Origin of the sequence: Actinoplanes sp. G11-F43 (genome assembly GCF_050589265.1) — a bacterium.
In the GTDB taxonomy this organism is placed as follows: domain Bacteria; phylum Actinomycetota; class Actinomycetes; order Mycobacteriales; family Micromonosporaceae; genus Actinoplanes.
The window spans coordinates 629,375-652,577 of the sequence record NZ_JBNZCE010000017.1 but is presented as its reverse complement, the minus strand read 5'-3'; the positions used below and the strand labels follow the sequence as shown (position 1 = coordinate 652,577).

Sequence of the window (23,203 nt, the reverse complement as noted above, 5' to 3'; positions counted from 1 at the left end):
AAACTGAAGGCGCCCAGGGCAAAACAGTCTCACCCAGGCAACCCGGCAAGGTTACCCGATCCCCGGGGCCTACAGCCAATCGCCCCCGGTCAGGGTGCGGGACCCGGCGTTTGTCGGGGGTGGTTAGTACGATTTTCGCGTGCTGGAGACCCTCGATGCCGCCGCCGTACACCGCTGGTGTGACGGTGGTCTCGAGGCGCTGCGGGCCCATCAGCGGGAGATCGACGAGCTGAACGTCTACCCGGTTCCGGACGGCGACACCGGCACCAATCTGGTGCTGACCCTGACCGCGGCGCGGGAGGCGCTGGCGGCCACGACGGGGGAGCCGGGGCCGGGTGTCCCGATGCGCCGGATGGCCCGGGGGGCGTTGCTGGGGGCGCGTGGCAACTCCGGGGTGATCGTCTCGCAGATCCTGCGGGGGATGGCCGACTCGTTCGCGGCGGCGGTGGCGGTGCGCGGGGGTGAGCTGGCCCGCGCGTTGCGCACGGCGACGGATGCGGCGTACGCGGCGGTGGCCCGCCCGGTGGAGGGCACGGTGCTGTCGGTGGTGGCGGCGGCTGCCGAGGCGGCGGGGCGGATCGGTTCGGACAGTCTGGTGGTGGTGGCGCGGGAGGCGGCGCGGGCGGCCGCGGAGGCGCTGGCCCGGACTCCGCAGCAGTTGGAGGTGCTGGCCCGGGCGGGGGTGGTGGATGCCGGTGGCCGTGGGCTCTGTCTGCTGCTGGACGCGCTGGTGGAGGCGGTCGACGGCGAGGGCGAGCGGCCGGTGCGCCGGGAGCGTCACCACCATGTCGGGGAGCGGCGGGTGGGCGGGGACCGGCGTCGTGGTGAGACGCCGCTGGGCTATGAGGTGCAGTACCTCCTGGACGCCACCGAGCCCGCCGTGGACGGTCTGCGCGCGGCGCTGGCCGAGATCGGCGATTCGCTGGTGGTGGTGGGGACGGGCGAGGGTGATCCCCCGACGTGGAACGTTCATGTGCACGTGGCGGAGATCGGCCCGGCGATCGAGGCGGGGGTGGCGGCCGGCCGGCCGTACCGGATCAGTGTGGTGCCGCTGACCGATCGCGGGCCGGGGGGTGACCGCCGGGGTGCCGTGGTGGCCGCCGCCGGTGACGGGCTGACGGCGTTGTTCGAGGCGGAGGGCGCCGTGGTGGTGGACCGGAATCCGTCGACGGCGGAGATGCTGGCGGCGGTGGCGGCGACCGGCGCGCGGTCGGTGGTGTTGCTGCCGAACGATCCGAACACGCACGCGGTGGCGAAGGAGGCGGCCAAGGAGGCGACGCGGGAGGGGCTGCGGGTGAGTGTGGTCCCGACGCGTTCTCCGGTGCAGGCGCTGGCCGCGCTGGCGGTGCGGGACGAGCAGCGCCCGTTCGCCGACGACGTGATCGCGATGGCGGAGTCGGCCGGGGCCTGCCGGTACGGCGAGGTCTGTACCGCTCAGCGGGACGCGTTCACGGTGGCCGGCCAGTGCCGTGCCGGTGACCTGCTGGGTCTGGTGGACGGCGAGGTGCACGTGATCGGCGGTGATCTGGCCGAGGTGAGCCGGCTGTTGCTGGACCGGATGCTGGGCGGTGGCGGCGAGCTGGTGACGCTGGTGCTGGGCGCGGACGCCCCGCCGGGTTTCGAGGAGGAGCTGCGCGGCCATGTGCACCGCACCTGGCCGTTCATCGAGTTGCAGTGTTACGCGGGCGGTCAGCCCCGTTACCACCTGCTGGCAGGAGTCGAATGACCACGACCGACACCCCGTTGACGAAGGTGCTGGGAGCGAAGACCGCCAAGGCGTTGGCGGAGCATCTGGATCTGCACACGGCGGGTGACCTGATCTATCACTTCCCGCGGCGGTACGACGAGCGCGGCGAGCACACCGATCTGCGCAGTCTGGAGGTGGATGAGCAGGTCACCGTGTTGGCGCAGGTGCAGGGGATGAGTGTGAAACCGATGCGCCAGCGCCGCGGCAACATGCTGGAGATCACCATCGGTGATGGTTCGGGCGCCACGTTGAGTTGCACGTTCTTCAACCAGGCGTGGCGTGAGCGGGAGTTGCGCAAGGGTGTCTGGGGGTTGTTCGCCGGCAAGGTGACCGAGTTCCGGGGTAAGCGGCAGTTGAACGGCCCGGCCTATCAGCTGCTCGACGCGGATGCGACCAGGGATGACGCGGCCGCCGAGATCGAGGAGTTCGCGGGTGCGCTGATCCCGGTGTATCCGGCGGCGCAGGCGGTGCCGACCTGGGTGATCGCCAAGTGTGTGCGCACGCTGCTGGACACGTTCGAGCCACCTGACGATCCGATGCCGGCCGAGGTGCGGGCGAAACGGAAGCTGGGCGGGATCGGGACCGCGTTGCGGGAGATCCACCGGCCCAGCTCGGAGGGCGCGCTCTTCGCGGCGAAACACCGGCTGAAGTGGGACGAGGCGTTCGCCGTACAGCTGACGCTGGTGCAACGCCGGGCGCGGGCGGCCGCGGCGCCCGGGACCGCCCGGCCGCGCGCGGACGCCGGGTTGCTCGCCCGGTTCGACGCGGCGCTGCCGTACGAGTTGACCGACGGTCAGCGGCAGGTGGGTGAGGAGATCGCGGCGGATCTGGCCCGGCCGCATCCGATGCACCGGCTGCTGCAGGGCGAGGTGGGGTCCGGCAAGACGCTGGTGTCGGTGCGGGCGATGCTGCAGGTGGTGGACGCGGGAGGGCAGGCGGCGTTGCTGGCGCCCACCGAGGTGCTGGCGACGCAGCACTTCCGGGGCATCAGCGCCCAACTGGGGGCGCTGGGCCGGGCCGGTGAGCTGGACGGCGATCCGGACGGCACTCGGCTGGCCCTGGTGACCGGCTCGCTGGGGGCGAAGGCCCGGCGTGCGGCGCTGGCCGAGGTCGCCGACGGGACCGCCGGCATCGTGGTGGGGACACACGCCTTGCTGTACGAGGGTGTCGACTTCCGCGATCTGGGCCTGGTGGTGGTGGACGAGCAGCACCGGTTCGGTGTCGAGCAGCGGGACGCGCTGCGGGCGAAGGCGGAGCGGCCGCCGCACGTGCTGGTGATGACGGCGACGCCGATTCCGCGGACGGTGGCGATGACCGTCTACGGCGACCTGGAGACGTCGGTGTTGTCGCAGCTGCCGCGGGGCCGTTCGCCGATCGCCTCGCACGTGGTTCCGGCGCTGGACAAACCGGCCTATCTGGATCGCGCCTGGGTGCGGATCAAGGAGGAGGTCAAGGCCGGCCATCAGGCGTACGTGGTGTGCCCCCGGATCGGGGAGGACGAGGAGACGCCGCCGAAGGACGGGGAGCCGGAGCGCCGTCCGCCGCTGGCGGTGACCGAGGTGCTGCCGCTGCTGCGCGACGACTATCTCAAGGGCCTGCGGATCGAGATGCTGCACGGCAAGATGCCCCCGGAGGACAAGGACGCGGTGATGCGCCGGTTCGCCGCCGGTGAGGTGGACGTGCTGGTGGCGACCACGGTGATCGAGGTGGGCGTGGACGTGCCGAACTCGACGGTGATGCTGATCCTGGACGCCGACCGGTTCGGGGTGTCCCAGTTGCACCAGTTGCGTGGCCGGGTGGGCCGGGGCGCGGCGCCGGGCATCTGCCTGCTGCACACCGAGGCGCAGGAGGGCTCGCCGGCCCGGGAGCGGCTGGACGCGGTGGCTTCGACCACCGACGGGTTCAAACTGTCCGAGATCGACCTGGAGCAGCGCCGGGAGGGTGACGTGCTGGGCGCGTCGCAGTCCGGCAAGCACTCGCATCTGCGGCTGTTGTCGCTGCTCAAGGACGAGAAACTGATCAAGGAGGCTCGGGCGGAGGCGTCCGAGCTGGTCGGCGACGACCCGGATCTCTCGCGCTATCCGGCGCTGGCGGCTTCGGTCGCGGCCCTGGTGGACGAGGACCGGGCTGAGTATCTGGAGAAGGGTTGATCTACCACATCTGCCCGCGCGAGGCGTGGGCCAAGGCGATCGAGACCGGGTCGTACGACGGGGACACCCTGGCCACCGACGGGTTCATCCACTGTTCGGCGCGCGACTGGGTGCACGTTCCGGCGACTCTGCGGTTCCGCGGCCGTACCGACCTGGTGCTGTTGGAGATCGACGACCGGGATCTGCCGGTGGTCTGGGAGGACGGGGTCCCGCCGGAGCCGGACGGCCGCCAGTTCCCGCACATCTACGGCGAGATGCCGACGGGCGCGGTGGTAGCCGTTTCCGACTATCCACCGCGCCCGGACGGTTCGTTCGCGCCTATCGGTTAGGCGTACTCATCAGGCGGTGAAGTTGATCTTCCGGCGGCGGGCCAGGAAGAAGAACACGCCACCCGCGACGAGCAGGAGGAAGGCACCACCGGCGACGCTGGCCGCGGCGGAACCGGTCAGCGGCAGCTCACCGTCGCCGCCACCCTCACCGGCGACCGGCGTGGTCGCGACCGGGCTGGTGCTGGTCGAGGCGGACGCCGAGGGGCTCTCCGAGGCCGGAGCCGACGGGGAGGCCGACGGGCTGGCCGGGGGCTCCTCGGACGGCGTGTTCGACGGGCTGGGCGACGGGCAGTCGGCCTTCTCGACCGGCACGGTCACCGGCTCGGTGCCGGTGATCTCCGGGTAGGAGACGGTGGCCGTGGTGGCCTCACCGGCGGGGAAGGTCACCGGCTCCGAGGTGCCCGGGGCGACGGTGACGGTCTTGGTCTCGGTGCCGTAGGTGACCTCGGACTTGGCCGGGGTGTTGCCCTCCGGGTTGGTCACCGTGACGGTGACGGTGGTGCAGTCGTTCTGGCCCACGGCGACCGGCACACAGGTCTCCGGACGGCTCCAGGTGTAGGTGAACTCCTTCATGCGCGGCTCGGTCACCTTGATGGTGCCGGCGCCGGCCGGGATCTTCACGGTCTCGCCCTGGCCGGCCGGGACCTTGACGGTCTTGTCGATGCCGTTGGCGGTCACCCGGAACGTGACGTCGAACTTGCTCAGCGCGCCGTTGTTGCTCAGCTGGAGGTCGACGGTGCCGTCACACAGGGCGACGGGCTGGACGGCCGGCTGCACACAGTCCTGCTTGCCACCGTTGAAGAAGCCCGCCGGGCCCTCGGAGCGGCCGCCCAGGCCGGTCTTCTCACCCAGCTTCTTGTCGCCGTAGCGCTTGTTGCCGTCCAGCGGGTTGAGAACGTCATCCTCACCACCGAAGAACAGGTCCACCTGGGTGTTGCAGTCCGGGACGTTGACCTGAAGCTCGACGGTGCCGTTCTTCTTCTCCAGGACGCCGGTCTTGCTCTCGAAGACGTACTGCGGCACGGCGAAGTTCGGCTTCGGCGCGAAGTAGGACACCAGGGTGACCTTTTCAGCCTTCACGTCCCGCTTCGGGGTGATGGTGGCGGTCGCTACGCCGTCTTTGATCGTGAAGGTGTGGGTGAACAGCTTGCCCTTCGAACCGCCGTGGTTGCCGCCGGTGGCGCCCGCGGGGTTGGTGAGAGCCGTCAGCCCGAGCAGGGCACCGGCCAGCGCGGCCACGACGTGGCGTACGCGGAGGGGGTTCTTCATTTTTTCTCCGGATGAGGGGAAAGGGCGGGGGCACGCCGACCTGCGATCGACATGCCCCCGGTTTGGTGCCTATGACAGGTGGTGCTGCGCCTTGATCAGGCGGTGAACTTCACCTTGCGGCGACGGGCCAGGAAGAAGAGGCCGCCACCGATGGCGAGCAGAGCCGCGGCACCGCCGGCGACGCCACCCGCGGCCGCGCCGGTCAGCGGGAGCTCACCCTCGCCGCCGCCACCGCCGCCGGTGCAGTTCTCGTCCTTCTGGAACTCGACGGTCCCGGACTCGGTGTAGGTCTCGCCCTCGTACTCGACGGTGAAGGTCACGTCGACGGTGAAGCCCTCGGTGGCGCTGAAGGTCTCGGAGCCCTTCTTGCCGGGCTCGACGACCAGCGTGCGCTCCTCGCCCTTGCTGGTCTTGTAGTCGATGGTGAACGGAACGTCGTTGTTGGAGTTGTCGACGCCGATCGTGATCGTGTCGCAGGTCTCGTCGATGATCGGCTCAGCCGGAACGTCCTCCGGGATGCCGACCGGCGGGGTCGCGCTGCCGCTCGGGGCCGGGCTGCTGGGTGCCGGGCTGCTCGGCGCCGGGCTGCTCGGAGCGGGGCTGCTGGGTGCCGGGCTGCTCGGGGCCGGGCTGCTCACGCTCGGGGAGGGTGAGGCGCTGCTGGCACTCGGGCTGGGGCTGGGGTTGGTGGGCGGCGTGCACTTGCCCCTGAGCCGGACCCGCTCGGTGACCGGGTACTTCTCGGTGACCTTGCCCCACTTGGAGGTCCACTCGGAGGCGACCGTGAGCGTGGCCCACCGCTCGGTGGTGGTGGCGGGGATCCGCTGCTTGCCGGTGAGCGGCACGCCGGCCGGCAGCTCGATGCCGGTGGCGATGTTCGGGTTGTCGATCGTGGTTCCGGCCGGGGTCAGCGCGACCTGGGTGAACGTGAACTTCTGGCCGGCCTCGCCGCTACCGACGGCGTTGACCCTCCAGTCGACGACCCACTCGCCGTCGAGGCACTTCGCCGAGCCTGAGATTTCGCTGTGGTGGGCCAGGGCGGGGGAGGCGAAGGCCACCGCGCCCGCCATGCCGATCAGTGAGCCGGCGACCAGGGCGGTCGCCCGACGGAGCGGGGACTTGGACACGTTCACGCCATCTCCTGTGGAACGGGGGTGAGAAAGTGAGCGCGAGGAGTTACGCAGAAGACGCTGGTGGGTACACGAAACCTGCGACGACGCCTCCCCGCGTCATCGGCGCGGGGACGATAGAACGCACCCGCAACGTCGTCCGACCATAGTGGTTGACCGAGATCAAAGAAACGTCTCAGTGCGCACTAATGGTCTTGTGATGAATCTGAGACTTTCCATCCACGCAGAGAAGTTGATCGTTCGCTCCACGTGTCCTTGATGAGGGAAATGTTCACGTAGGAGTGGCCCGGCGGAAGTGGTGAAGTAGCGTCGCCGGTGATGACCAGGATTATCGCGGGTGTGCACGGCGGGCGGCGGCTGTCCGCCCCGGCCGGAGCCCACACCAGGCCCACGTCGGACCGTGTCCGGGAGGCCTTCTTCAGTGCACTGGAAACGATGACCGATCTGCCCGGTGCGCGGGTCGCCGACCTGTATGCCGGATCCGGTGCGATCGGTCTGGAGTCGCTGTCCCGGGGCGCCGACCAAGCGCTCCTGGTGGAGGCGGACGCCAAGGCGGCCCGGGTGATCCGGGACAACATCGTCACCCTCAAGGTCGGCCCGGCCGCCCGCCTGGTCACCGGAAAGGTGTTGCAGGTGCTCGCGGATCCCCCGGCCGGGGGACCGTACGACGTGGTCTTCGCCGATCCGCCCTACGCGCTCGGCGACGACGAGGTCGACACCGTGCAGCGGCATCTGGTGACCAGCGGCTGGCTGGCCGAGGATGCCGTGGTGGTCTTCGAGCGATCCCGCCGCAGTGGACCGATGAGCTGGGTGGACGGTCTGACCGGCGACCGCACCCGGCGTTACGGGGACACCACTCTTTGGTACGGTCGCCGATCATGAGACGAGCGGTGTGTCCAGGCTCCTTCGACCCGGTCACCAACGGGCATCTCGACATCGTCGGGCGGGCCAGCCGGCTTTTTGACGAGGTCATCATCGGTGTCCTCATCAATCAGTCGAAAGCGGGACTGTTCACCATCGAGGAGCGGCTGGAGATGCTCCGCGAGGCGACCGCGGAGTACGGCAACGTCCGGGTCGCGTCGTTCCACGGCCTGCTGGTCGACTTCTGCCGGGCCGAGGGTGCCGCGGTGGTGGTCAAGGGCCTGCGGGCGGTCAGCGACTTCGACTACGAGCTGCAGATGGCCCAGATGAACATCGGGCTCTCCGGTGTGGAGACACTGTTCATGCCGACCAATCCGCTTTACTCATTCCTGTCGTCCAGCCTCGTCAAGGATGTGGTGAAGTGGGGCGGCGACGCCTCCGCCTACCTGCCGGACCCGGTGCTGGACCGGCTGGTGGCCCGGTTGAAGCAGAATTAGGCGGCAGCGACAGACGGGAGTAGACACCGGTGGATCCGCTCGACCGCATAGACGAGCTCATCGAGCTGGTCCAGGAGGCCCGCGCCGTGCCGATGTCGCGGACGAACTTCATGTTCGACCGCACCGAGATGATCGAGCGCCTGGAGGACCTGCGCGCCGAGCTGCCCTCGGAGCTGCGCAAGGCGGCCGCGGTCCTGGACGAGCGGGACCGGATCGTCGACGCCGGCCGGCGGGAGGCCGACCGGATCGTCCGGGAGAGTGAGGCCGAACACGCCCGCCTGGTCTCGGTGAACGAGATCACCGTCTCCGCCGAGCACGAGGGCTCCCGGATCATCTCCGAGGCCCGCAGCGAGGCACAGCGGCTGCGGGAGGAGGTCGACGACTACGTCGACACCGCCCTGGCCAACTTCGAGCAGTTCCTTACCCGGGCGCTGGCGTCGATCGAGCGAGGGCGTGACAAGATGCACGCGCTGCGCGAGATCGGCACCTTCCAGGGCGAGGACGCGGAGCGCCCACTGCCCTTCTGACCCAGGGCCGATTCGACGACGTCCCTCAAGCTCAGGTAATGTTTTCGGTCGGCCTACCCATGGCTGAGGAATCACGATGCCCAAGTCACCGCAGAGCCACCTGGACCCCAGGCAACCGCTGGTCGTCGACACGACGAAACTGCCGCGGCAGCCTGGTGCGACGCGTGCCCTGAACAGGGTGGTTCCGGCCCCGGCAGACCTCGGTCTGGAGATGATCTCGGTGCCCGAGGGCTCCGACGTCACACTCGAGATGACGATGACGTCGGTCTCCGAGGGGGTCTACATCACCGGCACCGTCCGCGGTTCGCTCAAGGGCGAGTGCGGTCGTTGCCTCAACGAGATCGACGAGTCGTTCGAGGTGAGCCTCGCGGAGTTGTTCGCCTATGCGGACAGCACCACCGAGGAGACCACCGACGACGACGAGGTCGGGCGGATGTCGGGCGACCTGCTTGACTTGGAGCCGGCGGTCCGGGACGCGATCGTCCTGAAACTGCCGGTCACTCCGCTCTGCCGCCCGGACTGCCCAGGGTTGTGCCCCGACTGTGGGGTGCACTTCGACGACCTTCCGGCTGATCACAGCCATGAGGAAGTCGACCCCCGTTGGGCCGCACTGCGCAACCTGTCAAACAACAAGGAGTAGGAACCGTGGCCGTCCCGAAGCGCAAGATGTCGCGCAGCAACACCCGCTCGCGGCGGGCGAACTGGAAGGCGACCGCGGTGGTTACCGCGGCCTGCTCCCAGTGCAAGTCGCCGAAGCTGCCGCACGCCGCCTGTGGCGTCTGCGGCACCTACAACGGCCGTCAGGTCCTCGAGGTCTGACGACGCCGCGTGACGCGCCCGATCTTCGGGCGGGTCGTGCCCGAGCGGTGGCGAACCACCGGTGCCACGGCTCCCGGACAGCGCTCTGTCGGGGAGCCGGGCACCGCGCGGATCGCCGTCGACCTCCTCGGCGGGGACCAGGCTCCCGCCGTCGTGGTTGACGGCGCTCTGCGCGCTTGCCGGGCGGATCCGTCCCTTCATCTGACTCTCGTCGGCCCGGCCGAGGCCGCCGACGCGGTGCTCGCCGCCCTGAAACCGGGCGAGCGGCGCCGGATCACCACCGACATCACCGGCACGGACACCGCCAACGGCGCGGTCCGGGCGGTCGCCGAGGGGCGCGCCGACGCCCTGGTCTCCGCCGGTGACACCCGGGTCCTGGTTCTCTCCGCGGCCCGTGAGCTGGGCCGCTGGCCCGGCGTCCGCCGCCCCGCTCTGACCGCCGTGCTGCCGACCGCGGCCGGCCGTCTGGTCCTGCTCGACGTGGGTTCCTCCGTCGACCCGGACGAGGAGACCCTGGCCTGGCACGCGCGCCTCGGTGCCGCGTACGCCTCGGTCGTCCACGGCGTCGCCACGCCCCGGGTGGGCCTGCTCACCATCGGCACCGAACCCGGTAAGGGCGACCGTCTGCGCCGCGCCCTGCCGGCCCAGCTCTTCGACCTGCCGCTGCCCGCCGGTGCCCGTTATGCCGGCCTGGTCGAGGGCGGCGACGTGGTGCTGGGCCGGGCCGCCGATGTCGTGGTGACCGACGGGTTCACCGGCAATGTGCTGCTCAAGGGCTTGGAGACGGCGTACGCGCTGACCGGGCCACCCTCCTCGGACACCGCTCCGCCGCCCCGGGCCGCTCTGCTGCTCGGCGTCTCCGGCACGGTCGTCGTCTGTCACGGAGCCGCCACCGGCCCCGATCTCGCCGCGGGCATCGCGCTCGCGGCCGACCTGCACCGCCGCGCCTCCGTCGCGGCTATCGCCGATCTGCTGAGAGTCCAGCGAGGTATCGCCAATGATTGACAAGCGCCGCCGTCCGTCCACCGAGCCGCTCGAGGAGGCCTTCGGTGTGCCGTTCAAGCCGGAGCTGCTGGAACGTGCGCTGACCCACCGCTCGTACGCGTACGAGAACGGCGGTCTGCCGACCAACGAACGCCTGGAGTTCCTGGGTGACTCGGTGCTCGGTGTGGTGATCACCTCGGCGCTCTTCCACAACCACCCGGACCTGCCGGAGGGGCAGCTCGCCAAGTTGCGGGCGAGTGTGGTCAACATGCACGCGCTGGCGGACGTGGCGCGGGCGCTGGGCCCGGCCGGCCTGGGCCCGCACCTGCTGCTCGGCAAGGGTGAGGAGACCACCGGGGGCCGGGACAAGGCGAGCATCCTGGCGGACACCCTGGAGGCGCTGCTCGGCGCGATCTATCTGGAGCACGGGCTGGAGATCGCCGGCGAGGTGATCCACCGGCTGTTCGATCCGCTGATGGCCGAGTCGGCCGGGCGGGGTGCGGCGCTGGACTGGAAGACCAGTCTTCAGGAGCTGACCGCGGCGCTGGGCCTGGGTGTGCCGGATTATGAGATCGAGGATTCCGGGCCGGATCACGCGAAGACGTTCACCGCCTGGGTGGTGGTGGCCGGCGAGCGGTACGGCGGTTCCGAGGGCCGCAGCAAGAAGCAGGCCGAGCAGCGGGCGGCCGCGGCGGCGTGGCGGACGCTGACGGAGCAGAGTGAGGCGGAGAAGACCGAGCCGTGACCGCGATAAGCGCAGAAGTCACGAAAAAAGAGTCCCTGTGGGACAAGTCGGGCGGCTGGCAGGGCATCAGCGCGGCGATCGGCATCCTCGCCCTGACCCGCGTCGGCCAACTGCTGATGATCGCCTGGATGGGCGGCGCCAACGACGAGCCCAAGACCGTCTGGGACCGGCTGCTGATCTGGGACGCCGGCTGGTTCCTCCGGGTCGCCATGGACGGCTACCCGGAGGGGTACACGTACTCCTCGGACGGCCGTCTGGAAGCCAACGAGCTGGCCTTCTTCCCGGTCTACCCGATGCTGATCCGGGCCGGGGCGGCGCTCGGCCTGGACCCGAACACCGCCGCCCTGAGTGTGGCCTGGCTGGCCTCGATCGGCGCGGCGATCGCCCTGCACCTGCTCGGCACCAGCCTGTACGGCAAGCGGGCCGGCTGGGCGCTGGTGGCGATCTGCTGTTCGGCGCCGGCGTCGGTGGTGCTGTCCATGGCGTATTCGGAGAGCATCTACATCGCCCTGGTCGCCGGCATGTTCGTGGCCGCCCACCGCCAGGTGTGGTGGGCCGCCGGCCTGCTCGGCCTGCTGACCGCGCTGTCCCGGCCGACCGGCGCGGCCGCCGCGATCGGTCTCACGGTGGCCGCCCTGCTCGCCGTCCGGCAGAGCCGGGTGCAGGCCTGGAAGCCGCTCGCCGCGGCGGCCGTCGCGCTCGCCGGGGTGCCGCTCTTCCTGGGCTGGGTCGCCTATCGGGTGGGTGAACCGACCGCCTGGTTCAAGATCCAGACGGCCGGCTGGGGCACCTCGTTCGACTACGGCAGCAGCACCGCCGAGTTCCTGCGGTCCACCCTGCGCTCCGGGGACGGCTGGATCCCGGTCAGCATGGCGCTGATCCTGCTGGTGGCGCTGGGTGCGGCCGGGATGGCGCTGGCCCAGAAGCCGTGGCTGCCGCTGGCCGTCTACGGCGTGGTGGCGATGATCCTGGTCTATGGTCAGGCCGGGTTCTACCACTCCAAGCCGCGGCTGCTGCTGCCCGTACTGTTGACGCTGCTGCCGGCCGTGGTCGCGGCGTCCCGCGCCCGCCCCCGGGTGGCGATCCTGTCCATCACCGCGTGGGCGCTGTTCGGTCTCTGGTACGGCGCCTATCTCGTCACCGTCTGGCCCTACACGCTGTAGAGGAACCCCCTGTGCCTGAGCTTCCCGAGGTCGAGACCGTCCGCATCGGCCTGGCGAAGTGGGTGACCGGCCGCACCATCGCCACCGCCGAGGTGCTGCACCCCCGGGCGATCCGCCGGCACCTGCCCGGCGACGCCCACTTCGCCGCGATCCTGGCCGGCCGCACCGTGCTGGACGTCTCCCGGCGCGGCAAATACCTGTGGCTGCCGCTGGACTCCGGCGACGCGATCATCGGCCATCTGGGGATGAGCGGCCAGCTGCTGATGCAGCCGGCCGAGGCCGCCGACGAGAAACACCTGCGGGTCCGGTTCACCTTCACCGACGGCGGCCCGCAGCTGCGGTTCGTGGACCAGCGCACGTTCGGCGGCCTGTCGGTCTCCGAGGGCGGCGCCGAACTGCCCGACGAGATCTCACACATCGCCCGTGACCCGATGGACCCGCTCTTCGACGACACCGCGTTCGTGGCCCGGATGCGCGGCCGGCACACCGAGGTCAAGCGGGCGCTGCTGGACCAGACCCTGATCTCCGGGGTCGGCAACATCTACGCCGACGAGGCGCTGTGGCGGGCCAAGCTGCACGGCACCCGTCCCACCGACCAGCTCACCCGCCCCGCCGTCCAGCGCCTGCTCGGTCATGTCCGCGACGTCCTCGGCGAGGCGATCACGGCCGGCGGCACCAGCTTCGACGAGCTGTATGTCGACGTGAACGGCGAGAGCGGCTACTTCGACCGGTCGCTGAACGCCTACGGCCGCGAGAACGAGCCCTGCCATCGCTGCGGGGCGATCATCCGCCGCGAGCAGTTCATGAACAGGTCCTCGTTCAGCTGCCCGAAATGCCAACCCAAACCCCGGATCTGATACGGGGTCAGCGCACAGCCCCGTGGGAATCCGCGCGAGCCCGGCGGCACACCGGACCGCCCGGCGACCGCCGGGCGAATGCGGTGGCCGGGGTCACTGCGAACGGGACAGCGGGCCGGGCGACCATCTACATAGGGTGCGCCGGTGGAACAGATCGAACACCCGCCGGCCCCGCCCCCGGGGCACCGGACCTGGAACGGTAAGACCAACGGCTTCTCCATCGCCGGCCTGATCACCGCCTGCCTCGGCTGCGTCTTCGGGGTGGTGGGCCTGGTGGTCGGCGTGGTGACTCTCCCGGAGTCCCGTCCGGACGCGGACACCCGTGCCGACGCCGACTGCCGGACGCATTACTCGAACTACACCGGAAACCCGCTCACCGAGGACGGCACGACACCCCTGCACATCCTCCGGGTCCCCGACGGCGACACCCGCGAACTGGCGATCTGCCTGGCACACACCGAGTCCGCCCCCACCACCGGCTCAGTCCGGCGCTGACGTGCGGCGATCACTTCGTCTCGTGCGGATGGCTCGTATGCACCTGCTCCAGGTAGACGATGCGGCCGTCGACGTAGAACCAGACCCGTGCGGTGCCTTTCAGCGTCGGCTTGTGCTGCCACCGTTGATACGTCCTGCCGTTGCGATGGATCGTTGCGAGCGCGTCGCGCAGCGGGTAGTTCGCCGGCGTTCTAGCCGTCGGGGTCGATGTCAGGAAATCCCAGGTGTCGGCCATGGCGTTGCGGATCGTCGCGACCAGATCGTTCCAGTCCTTCCGGGCTCCGGCAGTGGCGAAGCGGATCTCGAACTCGGACTTCTTGGTGGGCCTGGGGACGAGGCTCTCCTTCGCCATGGTCAGGGACGCTCGACCGGCTCATCGGGCTCGAGCCATTCGACCGGCTCGGAGCCCAGGCCCGCGGCGATCGCGGTGGCGGTCTCGCGCCAGGACGTGAGCTCGGCGATGGCCAGATGCGGTTGGCCGGTGGAGAACGACGCGCGGGCCGCGTCGATGAGGGCCTGAGCACATGCTGCCCGGCCCTCCGGCGCGAACGCCAGCATCCATGGGAACAGCTTTGCCATCCGCACCTCGAGAGGACCGTCGTCGTCGAGGGTGACCGTGATGAGTTGGGCGGCGAGCCGCAGCAACTGCGCACGGGCGTCCGCCTCGCGCTGAGACATGAGCACGAGCGTCTCGCCGTCACGCCGGGTCACCGTAACCGGATGATCCTCGGCCTCGGCGAAGACCTCGGCGGAGTGCTTGCTGAGGTCCGAGGATCGGCGAGTCGTCAACGGGACACCTGCTGTGATGCTCATGCCGACATCGTATTCGGATCGTATTCGGAAGTCCAGGTGACGGTGCCCGCCGGAGGGGTGGGTCAGGCGGCGGCCCGGCCGGCGCACTCCGTGGTCACTCGTGGGGTGGCGTCGGTGGCCAGGCCGAAGCCGGCGCCGCGGCGGCCCATCAGGCGGCGGGCGGCGGTGAGCAGTGGGGCCGGTACGCCGTACACGATGTGGCCGTCGCCCGGCCGGACCCCGTCGCCGTCCCAGCTCTGGTAGGCCGTCCACGGGCCCTCGAAGGTGCAGATCCGCACCCCGAGATCCCGGTAGAGCGGGTGGGTCGGCACACCCGGGTTGAGCACCACCCGGTGCAGGCCGCGGCGGGCGGCCAGGCGCACGGTCAGCGCGACCGGCCCGACCCCACCGGCCCCGGCCGGCGCCCGGTCCAGGAACAGGCCCTCGACACCGTCGGCGCGCCACGCGTCCACGTCGGCCAGGACGTCGGCCAGTGAACGGCTGCCCCAGTCCAGGTCGATGCGGCCGAGCGACTGGTGCAGGGTGCGGCGGTCGCCGGGCTGTTCACGGACGATCCAGGTCTCGGTGTCCAGCTCCAGTGCCTGCGACGGGTGGGCGTACGGGGGGAACAGGGTCTTCACGGCGTCCTCCGGAGATCGGCGGCGGTCAGGGCGACGATGAGCAGGCCGGTGAGATGCGTCGCGGCGAGTACCGCGACCGCGGCGGGCAGCATCCCGGCCGGTGAGGCGAACAGGGCCAGCACGATGGCGGCGCCCGGCGGGATGGCGGCCAGGGTGGCGGCGATCCCGTGCCGGGAGCGGGCGGCGAGCAGGAAGGTGACCGCGAAGACCCCGCCGAGCAGGGTTCCGGCGGCCAGTGCGAGCACCGCCTCCCGGGCGCCGGGCACCGCGGCGTACCCGTCCGGCAGCCGGTACGCGGCGACCAGCAGGCCGCATCCGGCGGCGAGTGGCGGCACCAGCCCGGCCAGGGTGATCGCGGTGACGTTACGGACGTGCCGGTCGAACTGTTCCGGTGTCTCGGCCGAGTCCAGGGCCGCGTCCAGCCGGGCGGTGTGCCAGCCGATCAGGCCCTCCAGCAGGGGTACGGCCAGCAGCAACGGCACCGCGGCGGGCAGCGGCATCACGGCCGGGCTGCCCTGCCAGAGCAGGGCCACGCAGACCGCCTGGGCGGCGCCGATGATCAGGTACGCCGCACCGCGCCGGTAGTCGGCCCGGGTCAGCCGTGGGGCCCGGCCGGTCCGTCCGGTCAGCCGGGCCGGGAGCATGGCCGGGCGGAAGGCCCGGATCGCGGCCGCGATCAGCGCGGCCGGCAGGAGCGTCCCGACCGGGATCAGCGCGGCGCCACCCACCCCGGCGGCGTCGGCCAGCACCGCGGCGGCGAGCAGCCAGCACGGGGTGAACCAGACGGCCACCGCCCGCTCGGACCGGGTGACCAGGGCGGCGGTGACCGCGGCCAGGCTGAGCAGGCCACCGGTGCCGACGGTGGCGGCGAGCATCCGGTCCGGGCCGAGCCACGCGTCCGGCGCGACCCACACCAGCGCGCACCAGAGCCCGATCACCGTGGCGAACCCGGCGGCCACCGTCCGGGCGGCGGCGGTCGGCCCGCCCCGGCCGGCGACGGTCACACCCACACTGGTCAGCCCCTGCGCGGCGGTCCAGCCGAAGAGCAGCATCAGAGCCGGTACCGGCCAGGCGACCCGGCCCAGCGCACCGGCCGAGGCGACCGCGACGCTGAGCGGGCCGAGGTAGAGCCCGCAGCGCACCAGCGCGGCCTTGAGGTAGACGCTGTGCGTACGCCGGGCGTGTGCCCACCGTCCGCGATCCCCGGCCGGGTCGTCGGCATCGGTCTCGTCCGCGCCGGGTCCGGCGCCGGCGCCGGCCGTGGCGCCGGAGTCACGGCCGGCGGTCTCGTCGTCCCCGGTGGTCTCGGCCCAGATCTCCCAGGCCCGTTCCCGGCCGTCGGCGCCGGCCCAGTCAGCGGCGGGAAGAGCGTCACCCGGTTCGGTCCAGCCGGTCGCGCCCGGGGAGTCACCCGGTTCGGTCCAGCTGGTGGCGCCGGGGGAGTCCCCCGGCGTGGTCCAGTTCGCCGCGCCGGAGGAGTCGTCGGCCCAACCGGTGCCGGTGCTGGTCTCGCCGGTCTCGGTCCAGCCGGAGACGGTGCTGAGTTCGGCCGGGTCACCCCAGAACGACCGGCCCCCGACCACCCCGGACGCGTCGAGCGGATCCGCCGGGCCGGCCGGGCGCGCCGGATCCAGCGCCGGGCCGGTGCCGGTGGTCCACGGATCCCAGGCGGGCGCCGGGAACTCCACGTCGGTGAGGGCGGCGACCCCGGCCTCCGGCTCGTCGGCGGCGTGCCGGCCGCGGCGCCGTGGCGGGGCGAGTTCGGCCTGGTGGTGGGAGGTCCGGCTGTCGACGGACGCCGACGAGGAGGCGTTGAGCCGCCGCCGGCTGCGGTTGCGGGCCGAGCGGGTGACGGTCCCGCCGGTGTCCCGCGTCTCCCGGTTCTCCCGCGTCTCCGGCGGGGGAGTGATCGTCATGAGGTCTCCCGTGTGAGCCAGCGCAGCGTGGCCGGCGTGGTGGTCCGGGGCGCCGGAACGGTGAGCGCCAGTTCGAAGGCCGGGGCCGGGGGCGGTGCGGCCAGATCGGTGTAGAGGGCTCCGTACGACCGGGTGACCCGGTCGACGGTGAAGTGGTCCAGGGCGCGCCGGCGGGCGGCCTCGCCGAGGGCCCGGCGCCGGGCCGGGGCGCGAAGCAGCCCGGTGATGGCGATGGCGAGTTCGGACGGGTCGCCGGCGGGCACCAGGATCCCGGTGTCGCCGAGCGTCTCGCCGGCCGGGCCGACGTCCACGCCGACCACGGCACGGCCCGACATCATCGCCTCCACCAGCCGGTACGGCGGGTCGGCCGGCCCGGGGACGTGCGCCACCACCTGCCCGACGGTGTAGCGGTCGCGCGGGTCGGCGGGCAACGGGTGCAGCCGGACGGCCCGGCCGAGCCCGGTGCGCTCGATCTGCTCGGCGCAGTGCTCCTCGTGTGCCTCGGTGACCCCGACCAGGTGCAGCACGGTTGCCGGCAGGGCCGCGGTGACCTCGGTGAACGCCTCCAGCACCAGGGACAGTCCGCTGCCCGGCCCGCCGCTGCCGGCCCACACCACGGTCGGTGTCTCGGCCGGTTCGGCGGCGCCCGGGTATTCCCGCGGGTCGACTCCGGCGGGCACCTGGACCAGCCGGGCCGGCTGCGCGCCGTGGTCCAGCGCCCAGCCGTGGTGGTAGGCGCTGAGCGGGGCGATCAGGGCGGCTTCGGCGTACCCGGTGCGGGTCACCGCGGCCCGGAACCGGCGCAGCACGGTGCGGACGCCGGCCGACAGCCGTTCCTCGGCGGGCCGCTGCCGGATCACCGCCGCCCGCGCCTCGGTGAGCAGCAGCGGCGTCCCGGTGCGCCACCGTCCGCCGAGTGCCGCGAGCAGGGGTGTCGTCCCGCCCACACAGTGCACCAGGTCCACGTCGGGCAGCGGTACGGCGGTGGCGCGCAGGGCGTGCCGGAGCAGGGTCGCCGCGGTGCGGGCGTCGCGCACGCTGAGCCGGGGCAGGGTGGTGCGGCCGTCCGGGTCACCGGCCTGGTGCTGCCGCCACGCCTCCAGCAGCGCCTCGGCGAGCGGGAGCGCGGCCAGCGGTTCGGCGTCGACCTCGGTGCCGTCCGCCGGGCAGAGCCCGGTGATCCGCCGCAACCCCTCGGTGAACCGGGCGGTGCCCGACGTGTCGGCGCTGAGGCGCCCTCCGGGGCCGCTGGGCAGGCCCGGGGTGTCGGCGCGCGGGCCCTGGCCGTCGCCGAGCAGGCCCTGGCAGAGCAGGGCGGCCGCCTCGTCGGCGCCGTCCGGGGTGGAGCCGCCGCGCCGCCGGTCGGCACGGTTCGGGTCCCGGCCGAGCGCGACGGCGCGGGCGGAGACGACGTGGAGCGGCAGCGGGTACGCCGGCGCGGACGGTTGTTCACGGTCCGTGACGGTCAGCAACTCGAAGCGGAAGCGGCGCAGCCCCTCCACGAGGGTCCGGCACCATCCACCGAGGGCGTCCCGCCGGTACGGGTACCCGCCGCCGGTGAGCAGACAGATGCGCTCGTGCGGCGGGGTCGGATTCACGCTGGAGGCAACGACACAACCGGCCGTGTTTGCCGGAGCATGTCGGCTAGGCGACACAATTACGTACCTTTTAAGCTAATTTGTCAGCCGTCTTTGCCCGTTTATGCCCGAAAGAGCATGACATGCGACTGCGGCCGGTGCCCCGATCCGGCGCTCGGCCGCCGGCGCCTCGTCGATCCGTTCCGTGATCGTCCGTGTGCGCCTGCGTGAGGGTGTGCCGGACCGGAGCGGTTCGGTTGCCAGACGGGAGCGGGCCGAAGCGGACACCCGCATCAGATCTTGCAAAAACGGGCCACTCTTGACGAGATCGACATGCCCGCGAAAGATGTATAAGGCCTGCTGAGGTGCCCTGGTGGCGTGATTCACTGAGATGGTGAGCGCAACCGGCACGCCCTCGGCTTGACGGCGACTGGCTCTCGGCGGACTATGGAGATGTCGCCAGTCGCGCCCACTTTGCCTTGGGTAACTCAAGTTGCCTGGGGTAACTCATACCTTGGTTAATCGAGCTCTGTCTCGGTTTCCTCGGGGTTTGAGCTTCTGCACCATTCAGAGCCCCGCAGTTTGACCAGCGGGTTTCTGCGCTCATGCGTGCCCTTGAGTGTTTGGTGTGCCAGTCCGCGCTTATGTCTCCATGCGTACTGAATCAGTGCACTGGGCGCCACGTTGGCCGGCTTTTCCGGCAACGCTTCACAAAATACGAGACGCAACGCGTCACAAGGAGTCACGATGGCGAAGGCCCTCTTTGGCCACGTAGGTGCGGCGCCCGACCGGCGCCTCCTCGACGAGGTCACCCGACTGCGCTCCCGGGTCCAGGCTCTGGAGTTCGAGGTCACCCGGCTTCAGGCGGACAACGACCGTCTCGCGGCGGCGGCCGCTGAGGCAGACGAGTTCGCCCGGCTCACCGAGCCCGCTCTGACCTGAGCCCCGGCCGGATGCCGGAGGGTGTTACGGGGTGACCAGTCGGCATTCACATCCCCTCGCACGACAGACGAAGTAGTGAAGAAAACGCGCGCCTCCACCTCACGTGGCGGCGCGCAGCTTTTTGACCAGCGGATTCCGCTGCCGGGTGGCCCGGGCGGGTAGCCTGCGTGCCGTGCACCTCAAGAGCCTGACGGTGAAGGGTTTCAAGTCCTTCGCCTCCGCCACCACGTTGCGGTTGGAGCCCGGCATCACCTGCGTGGTGGGCCCGAACGGCTCCGGCAAGTCCAACGTCGTCGACGCCATCGCCTGGGTTCTCGGCGAGCAGGGCGCCAAGGCACTGCGCGGCGGCAAGATGGAGGACGTCATCTTCGCCGGCACGGCCGGCCGTGCCCCGCTGGGCCGGGCCGAGGTGACGCTGACGATCGACAACAACGACGGCGCCCTGCCGATCGACTACACCGAGGTCTCGATCACCCGGCGGATGTTCCGGGACGGCGCCAGCGAGTACGAGATCAACGGCAACTCCTGCCGCCTGCTCGACATCCAGGAACTCCTGAGCGACTCCGGCATCGGCCGGGAGATGCACATCATCGTCGGGCAGGGCCGGCTGGACGCGATGCTGCACGCCAAGCCCGAGGACCGCCGCTCGTTCATCGAGGAGGCGGCGGGCGTACTCAAGCATCGCAAGCGCAAGGAGAAGGCGATCCGCAAGCTGGACGCCATGCAGGTCAACCTGAATCGTCTCGGTGACCTGACCACCGAGCTGCGCCGTCAGCTCAAGCCGCTCGGCCGGCAGGCCGAGGTGGCCCGCCGGGCCGCCGGCATCCAGTCCGACCTGCGCGACGCCCGGCTCCGCCTGCTCGCCGACGACCTGCACACGCTGCGCACCACCCTGGACAAGGAGATCGCCGACGAGTCGGCGATGCGCGAGCGGCGCGGCCAGGTGGAGGAGGAGAACCGCGAGGTCCAGCGGATGCTCGCGGACCTGGAGTTCGCGCACGCCGAGGACGCGCCGCTGCTGCAGGCCGCCCAGGACACCTGGTACAAGCTGTCCACCCTGCAGGAGCGGTTCCGGTCCACCGAGCAGCTGGCCACCGAGCGGCTGCGGCACCTGGCCGCCACCCCCGAGGACGAGCGGCCGGGCCGCGACCCGGAGATGCTGGAGGCCGAGGCCGAGCGGGTCCGTGAGCAGGAGGAGGAGCTGCGCGAGGCGCTCACCGAGGACCAGATGCGCCTGGCCGAGGCGGTCGAGCACCGGCAGGACCTGGAGCGCCAGCTGGCCGGGGCGGAGGGTGAGCTGCGGGCCGCGGCCAAGGCGATCGCCGACCGGCGGGAGGGCTTGGCCAAGCTGACCGGCAACGTGAACGCCGCCCGGGCCCGCACCACCAGCGCGGCCGAGGAGATCGAGCGCCTGGCGATCGCGCACGAGGACGCGCTGATGCGTGCCGAGGCCGCCCAGGGTGAGGTGGACCTGGTCTCGGCCGAGTCCACCGAGGCCGACCGGGACAACGCCGACCTGGACGCCCGGCACGACGAGGCGGTCGCCGCGCACGACCGGGCCGCCGCGGTGGTCCGGGAGCTGAACGACACCGAGCGGGCCGCCGAGAAGGACGCCGCCAGCTGGAAGGCCCGCGAGGAGGCGCTCGCGATGGGCCTCAAGCGCAAGGACGGCGCGGGCGCCCTGCTGGCGAAGGCCGGCCAGGTGCCCGGTCTGCTCGGCAGTCTCGCCTCGCTGCTGACCGTCCGCCCGGGGCACGAGGTGGCGCTGGCCGCGGCGCTGGGCGGGCTGGCCGACGCGGTCGCGCTGTCCGGCGTGGACGAGGCGATCGAGGCGATGCGCAGCCTCAAGATCGCCGACGCCGGGCGGGCCGACCTGATGGTCGCCGGCTCCGCCCGGCCCGGTATGCGGGGCCCGCTCGCCAATCTGCGCCCGGAGCTGCCGGCCGGCGCGGTCTGGGCGCCCGAGGTGGTGGACTGCCCGGAGCAGATCCGGCCGGCGCTCAACCGGGCGCTGCGCGACGTGGTGCTGGTGCCCGACCTGGCCGCGGCGGCCGCCCTGGTGGCGGCGAACGGCGAGCTGCGCGCGGTCACCCCGGAGGGGGACGTGCTCGGCGCCTACGCGGCGGCCGGCGGTTCGGCCAAGGCGACCAGCTACATCGAGGTGCAGGCGGCGGTCGACGAGGCGAAGGCCAGGCGGGCCGTCGCCGAGCAGACCATCGCCGAGGTCAAGGAGCAGCTGGGCGCCGCCCGGGACGAGGTGGCCGGGCTGAAGCAGGCGGTCACGGTGGCCGCCCAGGCCAAGCGGGCCGCCGAGGGTGAGCGCAACGCCGCCGCCCGCCGGCTGGCCGAGCTGGGTGCCGCGGCCCGGTCCGCCAAGGCGGAGAGCGAGCGGCTGGGCGCCTCCCGGCAGAAGGCCGAGGCGGCCCGGGAGGCCGACCTGATGCGGGTGGCCGAGCTGGAGGAGCGGCTGCGGCTGGCCGAGGACACCCCGATCGACGAGGAGCCGTCCACCGAGGAGCGGGACCGGCTCGCCGCCCTGGTGCCGCAGTCCCGGCAGAACGAGATGGAGGTGCGGCTCGCGGTCCGTACCGCCGAGGAACGGGTCTCCTCCATCGCCGGCCGGGCCGACTCGCTGATGCGCCAGGCCAACCAGGAGCGGCAGGCCCGGGAGCGGGCCGCCGCCCGGCGGGCCGCCCGGGCCCGGGGCGCCGAGATCGCCCGCGCGGTCGCGCACGGCGCGGCCGCCGCCCTGGAACATGTCGCGGTGTCGCTGGCCGGCGCGGCCGAGCGGCGGGACCAGATCGCCAGCGAGCGGACTAGCCGCGAGGCCGAGCTGCAGGAGGTGCGGGCCACCGCCAAACGGCTGGTCACCGAGCTGGAGCGGCTGACCAGCGAGGTGCACCGGGACGAGATGGCCCGGGCCGAGCAGCGGATGCGCATCGAGCAGCTGGAGGCCAAGGCCGCCGAGGACTTCTCCCTCGACGTGGAGACCCTGATCAGCGAGTACGGGCCGGACCAGCTGGTGCCGCCGACCCAGGCCGAGGTGGCGTCGGCCGAGAAGGACGGCAAACCGGTCCCCGAGCCGATCCCGTTCCACCGCCCCACCCAGGAGAAGCGGGCCAACAAGGCGGAGCGCGACCTGACCCTGCTGGGCAAGGTCAACCCGCTGGCACTGGAGGAGTTCGCCGCCCTGGAGGAGCGCTACAAGTTCCTCTCCGACCAGCTGGAGGACCTCAAGGCCACCCGCCGGGACCTGCTCACCGTGGTCAAGGACGTGGACGAGCGGATCCTGGAGGTCTTCACGTCGGCGTTCGAGGACACCGCCCGCGAGTTCCAGACGGTCTTCCAGGTGCTGTTCCCGGGTGGCGAGGGCCGGCTGATCCTGACCGATCCGGAGGACATGCTCACCACCGGCGTCGAGGTGGAGGCCCGGCCGCCGGGCAAGAAGATCAAGCGGCTGTCGCTGCTCTCCGGTGGTGAGCGCTCGCTGACCGCGGTGGCCATGCTGTGTGCCATCTTCCGGGCCCGGCCGTCGCCGTTCTACATCATGGACGAGGTGGAGGCGGCCCTCGACGACGTCAACCTGGGCCGGTTGATTACCCTCTTCCGACAGCTTCGTGAGAAGAGCCAGCTGCTCATCATCACGCACCAGAAACGGACGATGGAGGTCGCGGACGCCCTGTACGGCGTCACCATGCGCGCCGGCGTCACCCAGGTGATCAGCCAGCGCCTGGTCCGCGACCCGGACGACGAGTAGAGGAA

22 protein-coding genes are annotated in these 23,203 nt (G+C 71.6%); 15 read left to right on the top strand and 7 right to left on the bottom strand.

All coding sequences use genetic code 11. The features are described from left to right. Window positions 1-139 precede the first annotated feature (139 nt). From ACQ0O7_RS21815 to ACQ0O7_RS21805, 3 genes are read left to right on the top strand one after another with little or no spacing between them, the layout of a single operon-like run. Window positions 140-1,726 (top strand): DAK2 domain-containing protein, encoded by a 1,587-nt coding sequence (locus ACQ0O7_RS21815; protein ID WP_430783978.1) that lies wholly within the window; start codon window positions 140-142, stop codon window positions 1,724-1,726. After that, on the top strand, window positions 1,723-3,897 hold the full coding sequence (gene recG, locus ACQ0O7_RS21810; RefSeq protein ID WP_430783977.1) for an ATP-dependent DNA helicase RecG: 2,175 nt from the start codon (window positions 1,723-1,725) through the stop codon (window positions 3,895-3,897). The genes ACQ0O7_RS21815 and recG overlap by 4 nt, the downstream gene beginning before the upstream one ends. Beyond that, a complete protein-coding gene (locus ACQ0O7_RS21805) occupies window positions 3,894-4,226 on the top strand; it encodes a DUF952 domain-containing protein (protein WP_430783976.1) in 333 nt (110 codons plus the stop codon). Before recG ends, ACQ0O7_RS21805 begins: the two co-directional genes overlap by 4 nt. Before the next feature lie 9 nt (window positions 4,227-4,235). Here ACQ0O7_RS21805 and ACQ0O7_RS21800 read toward each other — a convergent pair whose 3' ends face one another. Continuing rightward, on the bottom strand, window positions 4,236-5,495 hold the full coding sequence (locus ACQ0O7_RS21800; protein WP_430783975.1) for an LPXTG cell wall anchor domain-containing protein: 1,260 nt from the start codon (window positions 5,493-5,495) through the stop codon (window positions 4,236-4,238). Window positions 5,496-5,590: 95 nt separating this feature from the next. Beyond that, window positions 5,591-6,628 carry an LPXTG cell wall anchor domain-containing protein gene (locus ACQ0O7_RS21795; protein ID WP_430783974.1) on the bottom strand — a complete coding sequence of 346 codons (1,038 nt, stop codon included), beginning with the start codon at window positions 6,626-6,628 and terminating at the stop codon, window positions 5,591-5,593. A 315-nt stretch (window positions 6,629-6,943) separates the two neighbouring features. On the opposite strand from ACQ0O7_RS21795, the gene rsmD reads away from it, so the two are divergent. From rsmD to ACQ0O7_RS21745, 10 genes are all read left to right on the top strand, one after another. Continuing rightward, window positions 6,944-7,507, top strand: coding sequence for a 16S rRNA (guanine(966)-N(2))-methyltransferase RsmD (rsmD, locus tag ACQ0O7_RS21790; RefSeq protein WP_430783973.1), 564 nt, complete (start codon window positions 6,944-6,946; stop codon window positions 7,505-7,507). After that, window positions 7,504-7,983: a pantetheine-phosphate adenylyltransferase gene (coaD, locus tag ACQ0O7_RS21785; protein ID WP_430783972.1), complete on the top strand. Its 480-nt coding sequence runs from the start codon at window positions 7,504-7,506 to the stop codon at window positions 7,981-7,983. The genes rsmD and coaD overlap by 4 nt, the downstream gene beginning before the upstream one ends. Before the next feature lie 29 nt (window positions 7,984-8,012). Then, entirely contained in the window at window positions 8,013-8,510 is a 498-nt protein-coding gene (locus ACQ0O7_RS21780; RefSeq protein WP_430783971.1) for a hypothetical protein, read from the top strand. Between the two features lie 76 nt (window positions 8,511-8,586). Continuing rightward, on the top strand, window positions 8,587-9,150 hold the full coding sequence (locus ACQ0O7_RS21775; RefSeq protein WP_430783970.1) for a YceD family protein: 564 nt from the start codon (window positions 8,587-8,589) through the stop codon (window positions 9,148-9,150). A gap of 5 nt (window positions 9,151-9,155) precedes the next feature. Next, window positions 9,156-9,329: a 50S ribosomal protein L32 gene (gene rpmF / locus ACQ0O7_RS21770; RefSeq protein ID WP_043527495.1), complete on the top strand. Its 174-nt coding sequence runs from the start codon at window positions 9,156-9,158 to the stop codon at window positions 9,327-9,329. A gap of 36 nt (window positions 9,330-9,365) precedes the next feature. Next, entirely contained in the window at window positions 9,366-10,334 is a 969-nt protein-coding gene (locus ACQ0O7_RS21765; protein ID WP_430784023.1) for a phosphate acyltransferase PlsX, read from the top strand. Further along, entirely contained in the window at window positions 10,327-11,058 is a 732-nt protein-coding gene (rnc, locus tag ACQ0O7_RS21760) for a ribonuclease III (protein ID WP_430783969.1), read from the top strand. The genes ACQ0O7_RS21765 and rnc overlap by 8 nt, the downstream gene beginning before the upstream one ends. Then, window positions 11,055-12,221: a mannosyltransferase family protein gene (locus tag ACQ0O7_RS21755; protein ID WP_430783968.1), complete on the top strand. Its 1,167-nt coding sequence runs from the start codon at window positions 11,055-11,057 to the stop codon at window positions 12,219-12,221. The genes rnc and ACQ0O7_RS21755 overlap by 4 nt, the downstream gene beginning before the upstream one ends. A gap of 11 nt (window positions 12,222-12,232) precedes the next feature. Then, on the top strand, window positions 12,233-13,078 hold the full coding sequence (gene mutM / locus ACQ0O7_RS21750; RefSeq protein ID WP_430783967.1) for a bifunctional DNA-formamidopyrimidine glycosylase/DNA-(apurinic or apyrimidinic site) lyase: 846 nt from the start codon (window positions 12,233-12,235) through the stop codon (window positions 13,076-13,078). Between the two features lie 144 nt (window positions 13,079-13,222). Beyond that, entirely contained in the window at window positions 13,223-13,573 is a 351-nt protein-coding gene (locus ACQ0O7_RS21745) for a hypothetical protein (protein WP_430783966.1), read from the top strand. A gap of 10 nt (window positions 13,574-13,583) precedes the next feature. Here the strand turns inward: ACQ0O7_RS21745 and ACQ0O7_RS21740 are convergent, their stop codons facing one another. The 5 genes from ACQ0O7_RS21740 to ACQ0O7_RS21720 all read right to left on the bottom strand — a co-directional run bounded on the left by ACQ0O7_RS21740 (window position 13,584) and on the right by ACQ0O7_RS21720 (window position 18,520). Further along, on the bottom strand, window positions 13,584-13,925 hold the full coding sequence (locus ACQ0O7_RS21740; protein ID WP_430783965.1) for a hypothetical protein: 342 nt from the start codon (window positions 13,923-13,925) through the stop codon (window positions 13,584-13,586). 2 nt (window positions 13,926-13,927) lie between these two features. Beyond that, window positions 13,928-14,362: a hypothetical protein gene (locus ACQ0O7_RS21735; RefSeq protein WP_430783964.1), complete on the bottom strand. Its 435-nt coding sequence runs from the start codon at window positions 14,360-14,362 to the stop codon at window positions 13,928-13,930. An 86-nt stretch (window positions 14,363-14,448) separates the two neighbouring features. Next, a complete protein-coding gene (locus ACQ0O7_RS21730; protein ID WP_430783963.1) occupies window positions 14,449-15,006 on the bottom strand; it encodes a spherulation-specific family 4 protein in 558 nt (185 codons plus the stop codon). Next, on the bottom strand, window positions 15,003-16,922 hold the full coding sequence (locus ACQ0O7_RS21725) for a hypothetical protein (protein WP_430783962.1): 1,920 nt from the start codon (window positions 16,920-16,922) through the stop codon (window positions 15,003-15,005). Before ACQ0O7_RS21725 ends, ACQ0O7_RS21730 begins: the two co-directional genes overlap by 4 nt. Further along, window positions 16,919-18,520, bottom strand: a complete 1,602-nt coding sequence (locus ACQ0O7_RS21720; RefSeq protein WP_430783961.1) for a DUF3492 domain-containing protein — start codon at window positions 18,518-18,520, stop codon at window positions 16,919-16,921. The genes ACQ0O7_RS21725 and ACQ0O7_RS21720 overlap by 4 nt, the downstream gene beginning before the upstream one ends. Window positions 18,521-19,246: 726 nt before the next feature. Here ACQ0O7_RS21720 and ACQ0O7_RS21715 point away from each other — a divergent pair. Further along, window positions 19,247-19,441 (top strand): hypothetical protein, encoded by a 195-nt coding sequence (locus ACQ0O7_RS21715; RefSeq protein WP_430783960.1) that lies wholly within the window; start codon window positions 19,247-19,249, stop codon window positions 19,439-19,441. Between the two features lie 172 nt (window positions 19,442-19,613). Beyond that, window positions 19,614-23,198: a chromosome segregation protein SMC gene (gene smc / locus ACQ0O7_RS21710; protein ID WP_430783959.1), complete on the top strand. Its 3,585-nt coding sequence runs from the start codon at window positions 19,614-19,616 to the stop codon at window positions 23,196-23,198. The last annotated feature ends 5 nt before the right edge of the window (window positions 23,199-23,203 follow it).

What these genes read in the sequence shown, in the direction of transcription:
- recG (WP_430783977.1), top strand. Translation starts at nt 1,723, where the DNA reads ATGACCACGACCGACACCCCGTTGACGAAGGTGCTGGGAGCGAAGACC.
- ACQ0O7_RS21800 (WP_430783975.1), bottom strand. Translation starts at nt 5,495, where the DNA reads ATGAAGAACCCCCTCCGCGTACGCCACGTCGTGGCCGCGCTGGCCGGT.
- rsmD (WP_430783973.1), top strand. Translation starts at nt 6,944, where the DNA reads ATGACCAGGATTATCGCGGGTGTGCACGGCGGGCGGCGGCTGTCCGCC.
- coaD (WP_430783972.1), top strand. Translation starts at nt 7,504, where the DNA reads ATGAGACGAGCGGTGTGTCCAGGCTCCTTCGACCCGGTCACCAACGGG.
- ACQ0O7_RS21775 (WP_430783970.1), top strand. Translation starts at nt 8,587, where the DNA reads ATGCCCAAGTCACCGCAGAGCCACCTGGACCCCAGGCAACCGCTGGTC.
- rnc (WP_430783969.1), top strand. Translation starts at nt 10,327, where the DNA reads ATGATTGACAAGCGCCGCCGTCCGTCCACCGAGCCGCTCGAGGAGGCC.
- ACQ0O7_RS21740 (WP_430783965.1), bottom strand. Translation starts at nt 13,925, where the DNA reads ATGGCGAAGGAGAGCCTCGTCCCCAGGCCCACCAAGAAGTCCGAGTTC.
- ACQ0O7_RS21725 (WP_430783962.1), bottom strand. Translation starts at nt 16,922, where the DNA reads ATGACGATCACTCCCCCGCCGGAGACGCGGGAGAACCGGGAGACGCGG.
- ACQ0O7_RS21715 (WP_430783960.1), top strand. Translation starts at nt 19,247, where the DNA reads ATGGCGAAGGCCCTCTTTGGCCACGTAGGTGCGGCGCCCGACCGGCGC.